The following is an 18,166-nucleotide window of genomic DNA, read 5'->3' as shown; positions in this document are numbered from 1 at the left end:
TTAGGTCTTTCAGAACACATAACATACGCCAAAAAGCCGCCCCCGGGACAGGAGCGGCTTACAGCGGATGATGGCCATATTTTCGTATGGCGGGCCAGACCAACCAGTTTTTAGGGACTGGTCCAAACAACATTCTGGCGGTCATCCTATTACAATATTTATTTAACGAACCCTAGCAGCATCTCTCGAATGATCTTGCTGGCTGTGTTCGCGGTCATTTCAGAAGGATCATAGATTGGCGCAACTTCGACAAGATCAGCACCGACAACTTCCACTTCGGAGCCTGCAATGGCATGGATGGATGCAAGCAGTTCCTTTGAGGTGATCCCGCCGGCATCGACTGTGCCGGTACCCGGCGCATGGGCTGGGTCAAGGACGTCGATATCGATCGTGACGTACACTGGACGGCCGGCAAGCTTAGGCAGGATTTCCTTCAGCGGCTCGAGAACCTCGAATTTGGAAATATGCATGCCTGCTTCCTTTGCCCACTCGAATTCCTCCTTCATGCCAGAACGGATGCCGAAAGAATAGACATTCGTTGGGCCGATGTGCTCGGCGATCTTGCGGATTGGCGTCGAGTGCGATAATGGTTCGCCTTCGTAGTGCTCGCGCAAGTCTGTATGGGCATCAAAATGAATGATGGCAAGGTCCTTGTATTTCTTCGCCATGGCCTTCATCACCGGCCAGGAGACAAGGTGCTCCCCGCCCATTCCGAGCGGGAATTTTCCGGCAGCCAAAAGCTTATCGACGAATTCCTCGATCAAATCCAGGCTCTTTTGCGCATTACCGAACGGGAGCGGGATGTCGCCAGCGTCAAAATACTTCAACTCTGCCATTTCACGATCAAGATATGGGCTATACTCTTCAAGTCCGATCGACACCTCGCGGATGCGGGTCGGGCCGAAACGGGAACCCGGACGGTAACTTACGGTCCAGTCCATTGGCATTCCATAAAGGACCGCCTTGCTTTCGAGATAATCCGAATGGCTTCCGATAAATACATTGCCAGAATAGGCTTCGTCAAATCGCATTGCTAACACCTCTTTTTTAGGCTGCTTTTATAAACATTGTTGCAAATAATGGAGTTGTTGACTTGCACTCCAGGATGCCCGCTTTCCGCGGGCTGTGTGGTGAGCCTGTCCAGCTTCAGCGCTTAGCCCTTGCGGGGTCTCACCTGGCCCGCAGCATCCCGCTGGACACTTAAAAACTTCCTCGAATTTACCTGCACACGAAGGAAATGCGTTAGCATTTTCAAGGAGTCTCGCACCTTCCGTTCCAGTCAACGATTTGTTTATAAGTTCCATTAAAAACAACAGTAGTTTTGAAAAGAGCTATTTCTACTATTTCCTCATGTTAAAAGGCCCGCTATTGGCCGGGAAGCCAGACAGGCAAACCCGGCCGCGGCAGAGTGCCGGACCGGGGCCCTGGAAACGGATCTTATTTTACTAGGTCGCCTACGAACTTAGGGAGGACGAAAGCAGCCTTGTGAAGCTCTTTCGTGTAGTATTTTGTCTCAATGTCATGGAAGCGATCATCACTGACCTCAAGAGGGTCATACTTCTTCGAACCCAGGGTGAATGCCCACATTCCGCTTGGGTATGTCGGGATGTTCGCAATGTACAGGCGCGTGATCGGGAAGATTTCCTTGACGTCCTTCTGGACAGTGCGGATCAAGTCAGCCTTGAACCAAGGGTTATCCGACTGGGCAACAAAGATGCCGTCTTCCTTCAGCGCTTTCGAAATTCCTGCATAAAAGCCTTTTGTGAACAGGTTCACTGCCGGACCGACCGGTTCAGTAGAGTCAACCATGATGACATCATATTCGTTCTCGCTTTCCGCGATATGCATGAATCCATCCCCAACCTTGACTTCCACGCGAGGGTCATCAAGCTTGCCGGCGATTTCAGGCAAGAACTTCTTTGAATACTCAATGACTTTTCCGTCGATGTCGACCAAAGTCGCTTTTTTCACGCCCGGGTGCTTGAGGACCTCACGGATGACGCCGCCGTCGCCGCCGCCAACCACAAGGACCTTCTCAGGGTTCGGGTGTGTGAACAACGGAACGTGCGCCACCATTTCGTGGTACACGAACTCGTCCTTGATGGAGGTCATGACCATGCCGTCAAGCAGCAGCATATTCCCCCACTCTTCTGTTTCTACCATATCCAGCTTCTGGAACTCGGTTTGCTCTGTATGTAACGTCTTGTTCACTTTCATCGTGATCCCGAAGTTTTCTGTCTGCTTTTCTGTAAACCAAAGACCCATTTTCCTTCCTCCCTTTCGGCAAAAAATTTTCCGTAATGGTGTGGTTGAATTTTTCAAAAATAGCAGGCCTGAGCCGTATAAACAAAGGGAAAACAACAGGCTTTCCTGAAATTTTTCCGTTCAGACGTGTCGACCGGATATTCATTTTCTATACTTCCCCAACACCATAAATACAAACATCAGAAAAAGTATAGTTGAATCTAGCAAAATTGCAAGAGATTTTTTATTCTTGTATGTTTAGTGTTTAAAAAGAGGGGTTTTCTTTCATACTAGATACTATCTATTCTTGGGGAGGAAACACGATGGAGCTCATGACTGACCAGCGTTTTCGCAAAACGATCAAATATTTGCGGGCCTTGTTCTTTTTCGGGCTTGCGGGCCTGGCGCTGGCTGTGATCATGTATTTCCTGGTCATCGGCTATGCCAAGCTCCAGGGACCGCCTGCGCTATCCGTTCCCCAATCCACCCTGTATTATGCCGATGATGGGACGGTCATCGGAGAAAGCCATTCAGGCGAGAAGCGCTACTGGGTAGGGCTGAAGGATATCTCTCCCTACCTTATTGACGCAACGGTCTCAATCGAGGATAAGAACTTTTTTTCCCATGGCGGGTTTGATTATAAGCGGATTGTTGGTGCGGCGCTTGCGGATGTGAAGGCAATGTCGAAGGTCCAGGGAGCAAGCACGATCACTCAGCAATACGCGCGCAACCTTTATCTTGAACATGAAAAAACGTGGAAAAGGAAAGCAGTCGAGGCGTTCTACGCTTTGCGGCTTGAAATGAATTATTCGAAGGAGGAAATCCTCGAAGGCTATTTAAATACGATTTATTATGGCAATGGAGCCTACGGCGTCCAGGCGGCCAGCCGGTATTATTTCGGCAAGGATGCGAATGAACTGTCCCTGGCTGAAGCCTCGATGCTTGCTGGTATCCCGAAAGGACCCGGCGTCTATTCTCCATTCGCTTCAATGGAAAAAGCAAAGCAGCGCCAGCAAACCATACTGAATACCATGAAGGCCAATGGCTTCATCGCTGAAAAAGCAGCCAGGCAGGCCTACATGGAAGAACTAAAGCTTGTCGGCAAGCATCAGCATGGACAGCTTGGCAAGGCCCCGTATTTCCAGGACGCGGTCCGCAGCGCACTCAAGAATTCGCTGAAGTTTGACGACAGGACGGTTTCCCTCGGCGGACTGAGGGTTTTTACAACCCTTGATCTTGGACAGCAGGAAATCGCCGAACAAGCGATCAGCAAGATGATTTCGACAGATTCCGAAATCCAGGCCGGGTTTGTCGCGATGAACCCGAAGAACGGCCATGTGAAGGCGCTTGTCGGCGGCCGCAATTATGAGGAAAGCCCATTTAACCGCGCGATACAAGCGGTCAGGCAGCCAGGGTCGACATTGAAGCCGCTGCTTTATTACGCGGCTCTTGAAAGTGGCTTCACTCCTTCGACAACGATGAAGAGCCAGCTGACGACATTCCGGTTCGATGACGGCCGCTCCGCCTATACACCGCACAATTTCAACAATAAATACGCGGACGATGATATCACGATGGCCCAGGCACTGGCACTGTCGGACAACGTGTACGCCGTGAAAACCCATTTATTCCTTGGCGAGGAAGCACTGATCGGGACAGCAAAAAGATTCGGGATCCAATCCCCGATGGAGAAGGTCCCATCACTCGCCCTAGGCACATCCGGCGTCAGGGTGATCGAGATCGCCAACGCCTATAGCCTGTTCGCCAATGGCGGCAAGAAGGTCGCGCCTGTCCTGATCAAAAGAGTCGAAAACCACAAAGGGGAAGTCCTCTATGAGCACGAGCAGGAAAAGGAGCAGGTGCTGAAGCCTGAAGTCGCATCGGTCATGACGCATATGCTGACAGGCATTTTCGATAAAAAACTGAACGGCTATTCCTCTGTTACCGGCAGCACGCTGATTAAGAAGATGACAAGGCCCTATGCAGGGAAATCGGGTACGACCGAGACGGACAGCTGGATGGTCGGCTATACGCCACAGCTCGTTTCCGCCGTTTGGACAGGATACGATAAAGGGAAGCCGATCGAACTGACCGCAGAAAAATCATTCGCGAAAAATATTTGGCTCGATTTTATGGAAAAAGCGCTCGACAACGAGCCGGCGAAAAAATTCAAGGCTGCGAAGGGAACCGTTTCGGTGAATGTTGATCCTGCGAACGGAAAGCTCGCCGGAGACAATTGCCCTGTTAAAAGGCGGACCGTATTCGTTGCCGGCACCGAACCGGCCGAATACTGCACCGATCACCTGGGGAAAGAAGAACCTGAAAAGGAAAAACAGAAAAAGAAAAAGGAAAAGAAACCGTGGTATAAGCGGATTTTCGGACGGTAACGATGCACACTGATGCGATCAGCAGGAAGGCGGAATGGATGGCTTGAGACGGATGTTCCGGCAGCTGCATACCACACCACGTCAACGATGAACATCACCATTCAGGAAAGAAAGCCGGCAAAATCGCGGACCTGAGGACGATGCTAACGCCCAGCCAGGCGTCTACAATTGCTTTTCCAATCGCTGGACCCAGCAGGAAAACCCAGGTATCGGTTATTGGCGTCCACGCCTGAGCCTCCTTCTTCCTTCAAGAGCCTGAAGGAGAAAATCGCCTTCCTGCCGGCGCTCGCCCCTATGATAGCCAAAGAAAAACCCCGGAAGCAGCTTCCGGGGTTTTTCTCGTCCTAGCATAAAATGCATTTTACGCTGTTATAAGTTTACTTTTTTTATTCCATGTGGGCAAGCCACATATTGTCATACGAAAAAAATGTCACAATTCAGACAAATTTGCGAGATGGCTATTCAGCTGCCAAATCCGCCTTCAACTGATTCTCGGAGCGGTCCCACATTCCCGGGTCATGTTTTTTCAGGAAATCGGCAAGAATGGCTTTTGATTTTCCATCCATATGGCCGACAATGATTCTCCGCTTGATGGATTTATCAAGGAAGTTCACATGCTCCGGCAGCGACTTGTAGCCCCTGCGGATTTCACGGTTGACGGTCATTTCGCATGCTGTTACCCCCGCATAATAAGGCCCTTCCTCTTTCCTGTCGATTGTCACCCAGACAACCCAGTAAGGCTTGGCATCCGGAACTTCATTGCGGTCCGGTAGGAACTTGATGCCCTTCTCGACAACGCTGCGGGCATGCATCGCCCCGACATCGACAACCGCTTCGCCTGCTTCTACGTCAATGATGACAGGCGATACATTATCTAGCGTGAGGACGCCTTTCCCAAAGCCTTTATGGCCATCCATAGGATCATTTTTAATAATGTTGAAGCCTATATTCTTTCCTTTTTTCTCTTCCATTCCAACTACCTCCTTAGCTTAAAAACAACCCGGTGAAAATATCCTGGATAAATTGGAGCAGGGCCGGGATGATCGTACTGAAAATGGGATGAATGGTGTATTGGTCAAGGGGCGTGATGACAAGAATCAAAAAGATGATCGATCCATACGCCTCGTACTGGGTCATTTTTGCCCTGATATCCGGCGGTGCCACATCCTCTATGATCCGGTAGCCATCAAGCGGCGGGAAGGGCAGAAGATTGAAGACAAACAGCATCGCATTGAGGCTGATGAAGATCTCCATGAAATGGATCACAAATTCAGGAATGCCTGCCGTCACTCCCGCAGCAACCAAACTATACAGGATGGCATAGGCAAGCAGCACCAGAATCAGGTTGCTGACAGGCCCCGCCACTGAAACAAGTACCCCGGCAAGCCTCGGATTCTTGAACATGAAGCGGTTGACCGGCACAGGGCGGGCCCAACCAAACCCTGCTATGAAAATAAAGAGAGTCCCGAGCGGGTCAAGGTGCTGGATTGGATTCAGCGTCAGCCGCCCCTGCCTCTTCGCTGTCGGATCCCCGAATTTGTAAGCCACCCAGGCGTGCGCGAATTCATGGACCGCGAACGCAATCATCAGCGCCGCAGCGACGTAAGGGATTTCTTCTAACGAATAGGGTAAATTCACATTCATTCCCCTTTTGCTCTTTTTTATAAAGTATAACCCATTCAGATTCCAATGTGAAAAGCAGAGTCTCCCGAAGGCTTGCACAATTGCATGATTTATGGAAAACTCTTCTTAGGTATACATCTCATCACAAGGAGGCAAAACCATGCCATACGTAACGGTAAAAATGCTTGAAGGCCGCTCTGAAGACCAAAAGAAGGCGCTGGCTGAAAAGGTGACAGAAGCAGTCAGTGAAACGACCGGCGCTCCAAAGGAAAAAATCGTCGTCTTCATCGAGGAAATGTCCAAGAACCATTATGCTGTCGCCGGAAAGCGCCTGAGCGACGAGTAGGATCGAAACCAGAAAGATCCCAATCCTGCGAGCAAGGGACTTCCGGCCCGTCCAGGATTGTTTGATCCGGGGACCGGAATTTTTAAAACGGGAAAGCCAGGCAAATCAATGCCTGGCTTTTTGTTTCAATTTCTCGATGTAGGCGTATGCGTTCTCGATCTCTTCATCTGTATAGCGCTGGCTCTTCTTCACCGTCTGCACTTTCTCCTTGACTTCCGCTTCTGGCAAATTATCAAAATACAAAATAGTCGATACGAGTTCAAGGAATCTTGCATTCTGGCTGTTTATATCGCACAGGCAGTCGCCAAGGTTCGGCATCTTGATGCTGTTCGCACCGAGAAATTCCTGCCCTGCTTCTGTCAGCGTATAGCGGTACTGGGAATAACCGCCTTTATCCTCTTTTACTTCGTTCAGGAAACCCATGTTGCAAAGCTCCTCGACCCTCAATGTCAGCTCTTCGGAATACGGACCGTAAAAATGGAACTGGAACCTCTCCTGGAAAGGAAACTCCATCTTCTTTGCGATATAGATCATTTTCTGCAGTTTTTTCCTGCCGATCACTTCTCCAGATACGGAAATGGCTTGGATGATTTTTGCGTGGTCTTTTAACAAAATGCGTCAACTCCTGTATATCAAATGGTCCCATTGTCTAAGTTCAGCCCCAGAATTCGCATGATTTGCCGGATTTCCGGACGGGACTTTTCTTGTTCAAGAAGATCCCCCGGGAAGTAAAGCTTATGGTCGGTCCGCCGCTTGCCTGAAATGGCATCGACGATTTCCGACTCCCTTGAAAGCTCCCGGATTTCCCCATCCTTCCTAAGCAAATGGATAGGCAGCCGCTCTTCCTCCTCACCTGGCCGGTAAAAATCATACGGCAGGTCAGATGATGAATCGACGACCAGATAATATTCCGGATCAAGCCCTGCTTGTTCGAACAGGACGGAAAGCTGCGCCAGCTTCTTGTATTCCCTGGCAGGGTCGAATTCAACGTATTTAAAAAGATGGCGGTTATTGAAACGCCTGCATAAATCACTGAGGATGGAATCCTTCTCTTCTTCCCAGCTCTGGAAATAATAGAGGAATACCGCTTCGTCCAGCTTCAAGTAATCCTGCAGTGTCAAGCGGTCTTCGAAAATCGAATAAAAATGGCGCGGTTTATGTTTGAAGGTATAACTTCGTTCGTGAAGCTCCTTTGCCCGATGAAGGATTTTTGACAAGATGACCTCGGCACTCCTCGTGACCGGGTGGAAATAGACCTGCCAGTACATCTGGTATCGGCTCATTATGTAATCCTCGACAGCGTGCATGCCGCTTTGCTTGATGACAACCTGATCCTCTTTCGGCCGCATGACACGCAGGATCCGTTCCATGTCGAAATGGCCGTAGCTGACACCGGTGAAATAGGCATCCCGCTGGAGATAATCCATCCTGTCAGCGTCGATCTGGCTTGAGATCAGGCTGATGACAAGCTTGTTCCCATATGTTTTTTCAATGACATCGGCAACCTTCTTCGGAAAATCAGGCGCCACCTTCGAGAGCACTTCATTCACCTCGGTCTCGCCGAGGATGATTTCCCTTGTGAAGTCCTCATGGTCAAGATCGAAAACTTTCTCGAAGGAATGCGAGAAAGGTCCATGTCCCAGGTCGTGAAGCAAGGCTGCGCACATGGAAAGAAGGCGCTCGCCACTGTCCCATTCAGGACGGGAATCAAAGACATCATCAATGATCCGGCGGACAATCTCATAGACACCTAGAGAATGGGTGAACCGGCTATGCTCGGCTCCGTGGAAGGTCAAATACGTCGTTCCGAGCTGTTTGATCCGTCGCAGCCGCTGGAATTCCTTCGTCCCGATCAAATCCCAGATCACCCGGTCACGGACATGGACATACCGGTGCACAGGATCCTTGAAAACTTTTTCTTCAAATAGTTTCTCTTCCGAATATCCCATCTTTCCCCTTCTTCCATTTTTCTTGTCATTCTATTATAGCCTGTTTGCCCTTCCAAATCATCCCGGATTCCTGCGAATTTCTTACAAAAATCGGTAGCTGGCTGAGCCGCAGCCACATCTGGCCCAATCGTTTATTAATTACTGGATCTGACCGCACTATTCCTTCCCATGGTCCCTGCACCCTGTTTCTTTCTTTATGCAGCCGGAAAAAAAATCACCTTTAAACACTGGTTTAAAGGTGATTTTCATCTATTTGAATTGGACTTCACTTGAGTTTTTTCTGGACTTTTTCCATCAGTTCGTCTTCCGTCAATGCTGCGACCGGCCGATTATTGACGAATGTGAAGGTTTTCTTCCTTCCTGGCCCACAATAGGATTGGCAGCCGATCTCCACTGTCGCCTCGGGATCGAGCTGCTTCAGCTTTGGAATCAATGTTTTAAGGTTCACGGCCTGACAATCGTCGCAAACACGAAATTCGTTTGCCATTTAGGACAACCCTTTCTAAAATTACTGTCTAGCTTCCGCGTCCCGCCAGTTTCCATCCTGGCCAAGCTTCTGGAAGAAACACGGAGTGCGTAAAACCGGCGCTCTGGTCAATCAAGCAAAAATCAAAGAACGGCAGGATCTGCCGGCGTCGCTGTGTACAAGGGAAGCCTGGCGATGCTGTCAGCTCCCGCTTCCAATATGATCCGTCAATCGAAGCTAACCAAGGCGCTTCCGCTTTTCGTTTAGACTAAAGGGTATTTTACCTCTATTCCGAAACGAATGCAAGTTACAGAACAGCCAGCAAGGCTTGTCCATTTATTTGAAAAACACGTATTCATGTAAAGAAAACTCGCCGCCTGGCGAGCCTTAGGGCGGGGACAGAGGCGTAGTTGCACTTATAGTTTATTCCTAAAGTTGGCCGACAGCGACCGAGTTACTTCTTTGCTGACAATTTATACTTTCTTAAACTACAAAAAAATCTACTATCCTTCCATTTTGTGATGTATATCCTTTCCAATTTCAGGACATGCTTGAAATATAGCTTTCAAATAGTCAAAAAGGTTAAAGGGAGTTGAAGAAGTATGAAGGTACGCCAGGATGCCTGGACAGAAGAAAATGATTTATTGCTGGCCGAAACCGTGCTTCGGCACGTCAGGGAGGGCAGCACCCAGCTGAACGCATTCGAAGAGGTCGGCGACAGGCTCGACCGTACGTCAGCCGCCTGCGGTTTCAGATGGAATGCGGTTGTTAGGCATAACTATGAAAAAGCTCTGCAGCTAGCGAAAAAACAAAGAAAGCAGAGACAGAGAATTCTAGGGAAGGACCAGGGCGGCAAGAAGAAGCTGCTTTACACACCGCCCGTGCCTGTTCTCGATGAAACACTGGAAACACCTTTGCCGGCGGAGACATTCGACCTGTCTGTGCTGGAGCAGGATGACCGCCAGATTGAAGCTGCTCTGATGGCCGACATGGAACATCTGGTCAATGGCAGCAATGAAGAAAACGGAACAGCCACAAAGGCTGAACCGGCAGCGGGGTCCAATACCCAGGGAGCTAAGGTCAGGCATACCGTGCCTGCAGCAGGGCTGACGATGGGCCATGTGATCGCCTATCTGCAAAGCCTGAATACCTCCTTATCGCATGTCGATGTATACAAGAGCGAGAATGAAAGATTGAAGCGTGAAATCGAGAGTCTGAGGAAACAGAACGAAGAGCTCGAGGAAAAATTAAAAGGCCTGGAAGAGAACACGACAACTATTCAAGAAGATTACGAGACACTGCTGAAAATCATGAATCGAGCCCGCAAGCTCGCCCTGTTCGAGGAAGAAGAGCGTTCAGCCACCAAGTTCAAGATGGACCGCAATGGCAATCTCGAAAAAGTAGCAGAGTAACCTGATATCTCATTGCTATAGATAGATGGAGATGGAGAGAGGCAGCACCCCTCATTTCGAAGAAAAGCCGGAACCTTTCGATTCCGGCTTTTCTTTATGCCCATCGATCCATCATTTCTCGGGAAATATCCTATTGCCTGGAAGCAGCCTGTTCCAAAAATCTTTCATTGCGCTCGATGAAGCGGTTGTAATAGTGGTCGAACAGTCCGATTTCCTCTCCTTCAAGGTAGCTTGAAGCCAGCTCTCTGCTATTGGCGTTCAAGAATTCCAGGAAACGCAGCATCACATCCTGGATGGTCATCTCGACGCCGAACAGCTCTGAAAGTGACGCCATCACTTCAGGCTGGATATCGGGGTAGCTGAATTTCGTTTCAACGCCTTTCATTGCACGGGCATAAAATTCACGGATCAATTCAGCACGCTCGCTGCCGCTGCCTGTCACGCAAAGATAGACTTGCACAGCAACCCCTTTTTTCAGGCGGCGCTGCGAGATTCCCGCGAACTTCTTGCCATCGATGCTGAGATCATAGCTTCCCGGGCAATATGAGGCCGGAATTTCCTTCGCTTCGATTTCCTTGCCAAAGTCCGCAAACATTTCTTTGATCATAAACCACATCGCGTCGTAGCCGCGGTTGATGTCGATTCCTTTTTCTTTTTCAGGAAGGACCAGGGAAAGATTCAATACCCCTTCATCAAGTACAACTGCGAGTCCACCAGAATTGCGGACAATATATTGGTAACCACAGGCTTCAAGATAATCAAGGCCATCCTGCAGAAAGGGCAGCCGTGTATCCTGGATTCCGAGGACGATGGTATCATGGTGTACCCATGCCCGAGCTGTAGCCGGCGCATGGCCCGAACCAACCGACTCGCATAGCGTGTCATCCGTGCCGAACGACTGGAGGGCATGAAAATGCGAGCCGAGTGCCGACTGGTCTATAAGCCTCCATTTGTCCTGACGCAATAAATTGAGCGCCTCATCCATGTCAATTCTCCTTTTTCCACAAACAATTCCGTTGCTATTATAGCATATCCCATTGGCAAGCTATTTGGTCTGTGATTCCATATTGAACAAGGTTCCTTCTTGTATCTTCCCATTGGAATTTTTTGAAAAGGTCCGTCCTCCTTATCTTTTCCTTTGTATGTAAAGAAATAAGAAGCGCAAGTGCACCGTTCAGCCCCGACAAGCGCTGGACGGCTAAGATCGCTACATCCTGCAGCTGCGTCGGCACTATCATCCGTATCCTTTGTCACATTGTTTCCTTGACCTCTTGGCAGGTCCTAAAGTGTCTCGAGGGGCAGGGGAGCTGGAGTACAATTCCCGCAACAAAAAAAGCCGATCGATAGAAAACATCGACCGGCTTCCTTTTACTGATTGGAAACGGACTGGGATGCCGTGTCCCCTTCAATGGCGGTTACGCGACGAAGGACCTGGGATCCGCGCCTGCGGATTTCCACGCCTTCCGCTCCAAGCTGCGTGTCTATCAAGGCTGGATCAAGATTTGCTTACTGATTCAGCGCCTGTGCCGCTGTGATCAGGGCAAGCTTGTACACATCTTCTTCGCTGCAGCCGCGGGAAAGATCGTTAACCGGGCGGTTCAAGCCCTGGAGGATTGGACCGACCGCTTCAAAGTTCCCAAGGCGCTGGGCAACTTTATAACCGATGTTCCCTGCTTCAAGGCTTGGGAATACAAACACATTCGCATTTCCCTGGATTGGGGAATCCGGCGCTTTTTTCTCCGCTACGGATGGGACAAAGGCCGCGTCGAACTGGAACTCGCCGTCGACGAACAATAATGGGTCACGAAGCTTTGCCTCTTCGACTGCTTTTGACACTTTTTCCGTTTCAGGAGAAACAGCTGAACCTTTCGTCGAGAAGCTGAGCATCGCCACGCGCGGCTCGATATCGAACATCCGCGCAGTCTTCGCGCTTTCAATCGCGATTTCCGCAAGGTCCTGGCTGTCTGGCGAAATATTGATCGCACAGTCAGCAAACACATATCTTTCATCCTCACGTACCATGATGAAGACACCGGATGTCTTACGGACGCCTTCCTTCGTCTTGATGATCTGCAGTGCTGGCCTTACTGTATCAGCGGTGGAATGCGCCGCCCCGCTGACAAGGCCGTCCGCTTTATTCGAGTAGACAAGCATGGTTCCGAAATAATTTTCATCCTGTAAAATTTCGCGCGCCTGCTCCTCGGTCGCTTTGCCTTTTCGCCGTTCCACAAATGAAGCGACTAGCTCGTCCATCATCGCGAAATTCACCGGATCATAAATTTCGATTTTATCGAGCGAAACATCAAGATTGTTTGCCTTTTCCTGGATTTTACCGATATTCCCTATCAAAATCGGTGTCAGGATACCGTCAGCCGCCAGCCTTCCAGCCGCTGTCAAAATCCGCTCATCCAGGCCTTCGGGAAAAACAATCCGCATATTCTGGCCGCTAAGCTTCTCTTTTAAGCCTGTAAATAAATCACTCATGCTGAATCCTCCTTTAGTCTATACTTCTAGGATACTTTACCACCCTCAAAATTCAAGATTGTTACCGTTTACAGCCGGAATTCTTTTTATTGTAAATCTTTTCACATCTTTAACGTTCGGCAATTCCTTTTACAGAATATCCTTTTTCAACCAAGCCTAAACAATTGCTGGTTTTAATAACATGACGGAGGGAGAAACTATGTTATAGTAATGGTATATTGATGATTTTTAGGAGTGATATGAAATGACAGAAGCAGCACAGACTCTTGATGGCTGGTATTGCTTGCATGATTTCCGCACTGTTGACTGGACTACATGGAAGATGCTTTCAAGTGACGAGCGCCAGGCGGCCATCCATGAATTCCTTGGCCTTGTGGAAAAATGGAACAAGACACAAAATGAGAAAAATGGCAGCCATGCCCTTTATACAATCGTTGGCCAAAAAGCGGATTTCATGATGATGATCCTGAGGCCTACCATGGAAGAACTGAACGAGATCGAAACAGAATTCAACAAGACGAAACTGGCTGAATTCACGATTCCTGTCCATTCTTACGTTTCTGTCGTCGAGCTCAGCAACTACCTTCCAGCAGGCGAGGATCCTTACCAGAACCCGCAAGTCCTTGCCCGCCTCTATCCTGAGCTGCCAAAAGCGAAGCATGTCTGTTTCTATCCAATGGACAAGCGCCGCCAGGGCAACGACAACTGGTACATGCTGCCGATGGAAGACCGCCGCGACATGATGCGAAGCCACGGCATGATCGGCCGCCAATACGCGGGGAAGGTAAAGCAAATCATTACCGGTTCCGTTGGCTTTGATGATTATGAATGGGGTGTTACCCTGTTTGCGGATGACGTCCTTCAATTCAAAAAACTTGTATATGAAATGCGTTTTGACGAAGTGAGCGCCCGCTACGGCGAATTTGGCTCATTCTTCGTTGGAAACTTGCTTGAAGAAGACCGTGTCGGCGCGTTTTTGCATGTAAACTAATCAAAGAGCCTGGGCATTCATTTTGCCTGGGCCTTTTTTGTTCCGGCAGTCATAAACTCAAGCTTCCTTCATATGTATGGAATAGCGAGGATTCTCTTGTACGCCTTTCATTTTAGATGCAGAGAGGTGAGCAATTGCCTCAGTGAATTCCATATTTTTTAAGGAGGCAACAAAATGACCCAATCCGATTATCCATACTATAACTACAGGACTTATCCGCAGGTGTACCAGCCTTTCAACGTCACTGGCGGCCAAAGCGGCGCGGGAAGCTATTCCCAGGGCCAGCAAATGGGGACACCGCCCCCCCTTCCTGTCCAGACAGGCGGGACGATGGGGATGCCGGCGCAGTTAGGGACGCATCCTCACGGAATGCTGCCATCGGAACAATCATATATTGAAAACATCCTTCGCCTGAATAAAGGAAAACTGGCTACCGTGTACATGACATTCGAAAACAACAAAGAGTGGAACGCGAAAATTTTCAAGGGCATCATCGAGGCGGCAGGCAGGGACCATCTGATCATCAGCGACCCGCAAACAGGCACAAGATATTTGCTGCCAATGGTATACCTCGATTACATTACGTTCGATGAAGAAATTGAGTATGAATACCCATTCGGCGGAGGCGCCGGGATGGCAACCTATCCTCCTCGTTAAAAAAACGGCTTCGGCCGTTTTTTTAATGTATTCTGAATTTAATGAATAATGTTTGTATTCAGATTACTACTTTGCTAGACTATTTTAAGAAGAATGACGTGAAGGAGGCTATAGGAAAAAAATGAAACTCAAAAAACTCGGACTGCTGATTGTAAGCGCTTTAACTACCAGCATGGTGCTGTCAGGCTGCGGAGGCGGAGAGAAAACAGGAGATTCCGGAAAAGGAAAGGGAAGCCTGGAAACGAAAATTGCCACAATCGCGACTGGAGGCTCTTCAGGGCCGTACAATATCATTGGCACAGCACTTGCAGATGAGTATTCCAAGGTTTATGGCATCAATTCCAAATCCCAGGCGACTGGTGCTTCAGTAGAAAATATCAATCTGATAAAAGAAGGAAAAGTGGATATGGCGTTTGTGATGAGTGATGTGCTGACCGAAGCAGTCGAAGGTACCGGGAACTTCCCTGCCCCAGTAAAAGAAGTCCAGCAACTTGCCACGCTTTATCCAAACTACGTACAGATTGTGACGACGGAAAAGGCCGGGATCGATACAATCGAGGACCTGAAAGGAAAGCGAGTTGCAGTCGGTGACCAAAACTCGGGAGTAGAGGTCAACGCCCGTAATCTATTGAAAGGGCATGGCATTACATACGATGATCTTAAGGTTGACTATCTTGGCTATGCTGAAGCTGCTGATGGGCTGAAATCAGGATCGATTGATGCTGCCTTTTTAACAAGCGGCCTGCCAAATGCCTCTGTTCTTGAATTATCCAAAACAGTGGACTTGAAACTGGTCTCGGTTAAAAAGGAAAACATCGAGAAGCTGGCGAAGGACCAGCCTTATTTTGTCGCAATGGACATTCCTGCAGATACGTATGGCAATAAAGACGCAGTCCCAACAGCTGCCATCATGAACGCGCTCGTCGTCCGCAGTGATTTAAGCGAAGATGACGTGTACAAACTGACCAAAACATTCTTTGACAGCCTTGAAAAATTAGGGAACGCCCATCAGGCCGCCACAGAGATTTCAATTGAAGCTGCCCAGGAAGGAATGGTAGCGCCGATCCACCCCGGTGCAAAGAAGTTTTACGATGAAAAATAACGGGTCCATGATGATGGGGAGCACTCTTCTTGCAGTGCTCCTTATTGCCCTCTTGATCAGGGTACCTGCAATCAAAGTGGCTTATAATGGCGAGGCTTTCTTATTGAAAGAGAAGGAATTTGAAATCGGCTGGATCCACTCTGTGGAAAAAGAACCGTGGTTTGAAAAGTACAAGCTGGAAAAGGGAAATCTCATCCTGACTGAAACAAGGTTCAAGACGTTTGGGGCCGGGACCCCTTCTTCCGGTCAAACCATCCCTTCCGATGATGGATACGTCCACATGCAAATAAACCAGAAAATGGAAGCTGTCCATCTTACGGTTTCCAAAAATGTCCGGACAACCCTTTACACGAACGATTCGACTATCCCATTGCATAAACTCGCGGGAGACCATGAGACCATCATGATTGATAGCAAAAAAATCCCCGTATGGCAGATGTTAAGAGGTGAATGGAAATGAAGGAAGAAGAGAGCAAGCAGAAGGCAATTGCGGAGGCAGAAATTTTTTCTGAAGAAAAACAGGCAGAAATCCTCGAAAAATTCGATGCTGAATCTAAGGTCAGGAAATTCAGCAGCAAACAGACAATCGTTTTCATCTCAGGAATCGCCATTTTTTATTCTTTGTTTCACTTATATGTAACTTTCAACCCGATGCCGGCTTTGCAGCAACGGGCGATTCACGTGGCTGTCGGCGTTGCGCTGATTTTCCTTCTGTATCCTTTTACTTCGAAACAGGACCGGACAAAGATCGCATGGTTTGATTGGCTGCTCGCGCTCCTTGCGGCCGCGACCGCGGGCTACCTCATAAAAGAATATACGGAGATCGCCACGACCAGGGGCGGAATCCCGAATACAATCGACATTGGCATGGCGATCGTGACAGTCATCCTTGTCCTCGAAGCCGCCCGCCGTGTCACCGGCTTGATCCTGCCGATCCTGGCGCTCCTTTTCCTTGCTTACCCATTCGTTAGCCACATGGAGTGGATGCCCATCACGATGATGACGCGTCCATATGATCTGGGGGATATTTTTGGCCAGCTTTATTTGAAGACAGAAGGCTTGTATTCTTCTGCCATCGGCGCATCCGTGAACTTCATTTTCCTGTTCATCTTATTTGGAGCCTTCCTGTCCAAATCGGGAATGGGACAATTTTTTAACGATATCGCTCTCGCTCTTGCCGGGCATAAACAAGGCGGACCTGCCAAGGTAGCTGTCATTTCAAGCGGGTTCATGGGAAGCATCAATGGCGCGGCCGTCGCCAACGTGGTAGGCACTGGTGCCTTTACGATCCCGCTGATGAAGAAGATTGGCTATTCAAAGAACTTCGCTGGTGCCGTCGAAGCAAGTGCCTCCATCGGTGGGCAGATCCTGCCTCCAATCATGGGAGCGAGTGCTTTCATCATGGCCGAGACCACAGGGGTAGCATATGGCACCATCGCCTTGGCAGCCCTGATTCCGGCTGTCCTCTACTTCCTTGCCGTGATCATGCAGGTCCACTTCAGGGCCGGGAAAAAGAACTTGAAGGGCATACCGAAAGCCAATCTCCCAAGGGTAAGGGAAATCATGAAGGAACGGGGCCACTTATTGCTTCCGATTGTGTTCCTGATCGTCCTGCTTTACAAGAATGTCCCGATTGGCCATGCTGCATTTTATACGATCATCTCCACTGTTTTGGCAGCGACGATCCGCAAAAATACGCGCATGTCCTTCAAAGATATCCTTGCGGCTTTGGATAGCGGCGCACGCCAGGCGCTTTCCGTCATGATTGCCTGCGCGGTGGTCGGCATCATCATTGGCGTCGTGAGCCTGACAAGCTTCGGCAATGTGATGACCTCCTCCATTGCCAGCCTTGGCGCCGGCTCCCTTTTCCTGACACTGTTCTTTACGATGGCCGCCTCGATGGTCCTCGGGATGGGGCTGCCGTCCATTCCTGCTTACATCATCACAGCAACGATGGCGGCGCCGGCACTTGCAGAATTCGATATTCCGATTTTAGTTGCTCACATGTTCGTCTTCTATTTCGGGATTTTCGCCAATATCACTCCGCCAGTCGCGCTCGCGGCCTTTGCGGGGGCAGGCATTTCAGGCGGCGACCCTATGAAGACCGGCTTCACGGCCCTGAAGCTGTCTGCTGCCGGATTCCTGATTCCGTACTTGTTTGTCTATAACCCATCGATGCTGATGATCGACACAGCCAATGCAGCAATCAATACAAAAGATTTCCCGATGGCACCCCTCCCGGAAATCCTGTTGATTACGGCAACGGCAACGATTGGCATCATTGCTTTAAGCGCAGCGATTGAAGGCTACCTTAAAACGAATATCAATCCTTTGGCAAGGATCATCCTTGGCGGAGGCGCCCTGATGATGATCATTCCAGAAACCTATACAGATATCGCAGGGATTATCCTTGTTGCCCTCGTATCGGGAATGAACATCCTTTCAAGCAAGCGGGATGATCAGATCAAGGTGGGGACATAGTGAAAAGGCACACCATTAGCGGTG

At 49.3% G+C, this 18,166-nt stretch carries 18 protein-coding genes; 8 read left to right on the top strand and 10 right to left on the bottom strand.

The window, feature by feature from the left end; all coding sequences use genetic code 11:
* Positions 1-158: 158 nt before the first annotated feature.
* Both speB and speE read right to left on the bottom strand, forming a co-directional pair.
* Positions 159-1,031: an agmatinase gene (speB, locus tag JJQ88_RS03610; protein ID WP_210364375.1), complete on the bottom strand. Its 873-nt coding sequence runs from the start codon at positions 1,029-1,031 to the stop codon at positions 159-161.
* 406 nt (positions 1,032-1,437) lie between these two features.
* Complete coding sequence (speE, locus tag JJQ88_RS03605; RefSeq protein WP_210364374.1) at positions 1,438-2,265, bottom strand: spermidine synthase; 828 nt, start codon at positions 2,263-2,265, stop codon at positions 1,438-1,440.
* 302 nt (positions 2,266-2,567) lie between these two features.
* Between speE and JJQ88_RS03600 the strand changes: the two genes are divergently transcribed.
* Positions 2,568-4,631: a transglycosylase domain-containing protein gene (locus JJQ88_RS03600; protein ID WP_210364373.1), complete on the top strand. Its 2,064-nt coding sequence runs from the start codon at positions 2,568-2,570 to the stop codon at positions 4,629-4,631.
* A 458-nt stretch (positions 4,632-5,089) separates the two neighbouring features.
* Here JJQ88_RS03600 and JJQ88_RS03595 read toward each other — a convergent pair whose 3' ends face one another.
* Both JJQ88_RS03595 and JJQ88_RS03590 read right to left on the bottom strand, forming a co-directional pair.
* Positions 5,090-5,602 carry a YwhD family protein gene (locus JJQ88_RS03595; protein ID WP_210364372.1) on the bottom strand — a complete coding sequence of 171 codons (513 nt, stop codon included), beginning with the start codon at positions 5,600-5,602 and terminating at the stop codon, positions 5,090-5,092.
* Positions 5,603-5,615: 13 nt separating this feature from the next.
* On the bottom strand, positions 5,616-6,275 hold the full coding sequence (locus JJQ88_RS03590) for a site-2 protease family protein (protein WP_210364371.1): 660 nt from the start codon (positions 6,273-6,275) through the stop codon (positions 5,616-5,618).
* A 139-nt stretch (positions 6,276-6,414) separates the two neighbouring features.
* On the opposite strand from JJQ88_RS03590, the gene JJQ88_RS03585 reads away from it, so the two are divergent.
* Positions 6,415-6,600 (top strand): 2-hydroxymuconate tautomerase, encoded by a 186-nt coding sequence (locus tag JJQ88_RS03585; protein ID WP_210364370.1) that lies wholly within the window; start codon positions 6,415-6,417, stop codon positions 6,598-6,600.
* A gap of 105 nt (positions 6,601-6,705) precedes the next feature.
* Here the strand turns inward: JJQ88_RS03585 and JJQ88_RS03580 are convergent, their stop codons facing one another.
* The 3 genes from JJQ88_RS03580 to JJQ88_RS03570 all read right to left on the bottom strand — a co-directional run bounded on the left by JJQ88_RS03580 (position 6,706) and on the right by JJQ88_RS03570 (position 9,036).
* Positions 6,706-7,212: a YwgA family protein gene (locus JJQ88_RS03580; protein ID WP_210364369.1), complete on the bottom strand. Its 507-nt coding sequence runs from the start codon at positions 7,210-7,212 to the stop codon at positions 6,706-6,708.
* 20 nt (positions 7,213-7,232) lie between these two features.
* A complete protein-coding gene (locus tag JJQ88_RS03575; protein WP_210364368.1) occupies positions 7,233-8,549 on the bottom strand; it encodes an HD domain-containing protein in 1,317 nt (438 codons plus the stop codon).
* A gap of 265 nt (positions 8,550-8,814) precedes the next feature.
* A complete protein-coding gene (locus JJQ88_RS03570) occupies positions 8,815-9,036 on the bottom strand; it encodes a YuzB family protein (RefSeq protein ID WP_210364367.1) in 222 nt (73 codons plus the stop codon).
* A 581-nt stretch (positions 9,037-9,617) separates the two neighbouring features.
* Between JJQ88_RS03570 and JJQ88_RS03565 the strand changes: the two genes are divergently transcribed.
* Positions 9,618-10,427, top strand: coding sequence for an RsfA family transcriptional regulator (locus tag JJQ88_RS03565; protein WP_210364366.1), 810 nt, complete (start codon positions 9,618-9,620; stop codon positions 10,425-10,427).
* Positions 10,428-10,557: 130 nt separating this feature from the next.
* Here JJQ88_RS03565 and lipL read toward each other — a convergent pair whose 3' ends face one another.
* The 3 genes from lipL to pta form a co-directional block, all read right to left on the bottom strand.
* Positions 10,558-11,412: an octanoyl-[GcvH]:protein N-octanoyltransferase gene (lipL, locus tag JJQ88_RS03560; RefSeq protein WP_210364365.1), complete on the bottom strand. Its 855-nt coding sequence runs from the start codon at positions 11,410-11,412 to the stop codon at positions 10,558-10,560.
* A 37-nt stretch (positions 11,413-11,449) separates the two neighbouring features.
* Positions 11,450-11,659, bottom strand: coding sequence for a hypothetical protein (locus tag JJQ88_RS03555; protein WP_210364364.1), 210 nt, complete (start codon positions 11,657-11,659; stop codon positions 11,450-11,452).
* Between the two features lie 274 nt (positions 11,660-11,933).
* Positions 11,934-12,911: a phosphate acetyltransferase gene (gene pta, locus JJQ88_RS03550; protein WP_210364363.1), complete on the bottom strand. Its 978-nt coding sequence runs from the start codon at positions 12,909-12,911 to the stop codon at positions 11,934-11,936.
* Between the two features lie 244 nt (positions 12,912-13,155).
* On the opposite strand from pta, the gene hemQ reads away from it, so the two are divergent.
* The 5 genes from hemQ to JJQ88_RS03525 all read left to right on the top strand — a co-directional run bounded on the left by hemQ (position 13,156) and on the right by JJQ88_RS03525 (position 18,142).
* Positions 13,156-13,902: a hydrogen peroxide-dependent heme synthase gene (hemQ, locus tag JJQ88_RS03545; protein ID WP_210364362.1), complete on the top strand. Its 747-nt coding sequence runs from the start codon at positions 13,156-13,158 to the stop codon at positions 13,900-13,902.
* A gap of 174 nt (positions 13,903-14,076) precedes the next feature.
* Entirely contained in the window at positions 14,077-14,559 is a 483-nt protein-coding gene (gerQ, locus tag JJQ88_RS03540; protein WP_210364361.1) for a spore coat protein GerQ, read from the top strand.
* A gap of 121 nt (positions 14,560-14,680) precedes the next feature.
* On the top strand, positions 14,681-15,661 hold the full coding sequence (locus tag JJQ88_RS03535) for a TAXI family TRAP transporter solute-binding subunit (protein ID WP_210364360.1): 981 nt from the start codon (positions 14,681-14,683) through the stop codon (positions 15,659-15,661).
* Positions 15,651-16,121: a DUF1850 domain-containing protein gene (locus JJQ88_RS03530; protein WP_210364359.1), complete on the top strand. Its 471-nt coding sequence runs from the start codon at positions 15,651-15,653 to the stop codon at positions 16,119-16,121. The genes JJQ88_RS03535 and JJQ88_RS03530 overlap by 11 nt, the downstream gene beginning before the upstream one ends.
* On the top strand, positions 16,112-18,142 hold the full coding sequence (locus tag JJQ88_RS03525) for a TRAP transporter permease (protein WP_481748276.1): 2,031 nt from the start codon (positions 16,112-16,114) through the stop codon (positions 18,140-18,142). The genes JJQ88_RS03530 and JJQ88_RS03525 overlap by 10 nt, the downstream gene beginning before the upstream one ends.
* Positions 18,143-18,166 lie beyond the last annotated feature (24 nt).

It is taken from the genome of Bacillus sp. REN3 (assembly GCF_017912555.1).
GTDB lineage: Bacteria > Bacillota > Bacilli > Bacillales > Cytobacillaceae > Mesobacillus.
The sequence above is the reverse complement of the archived record's forward strand: the minus strand, read 5'-3'. Positions and strand labels throughout refer to the sequence as shown.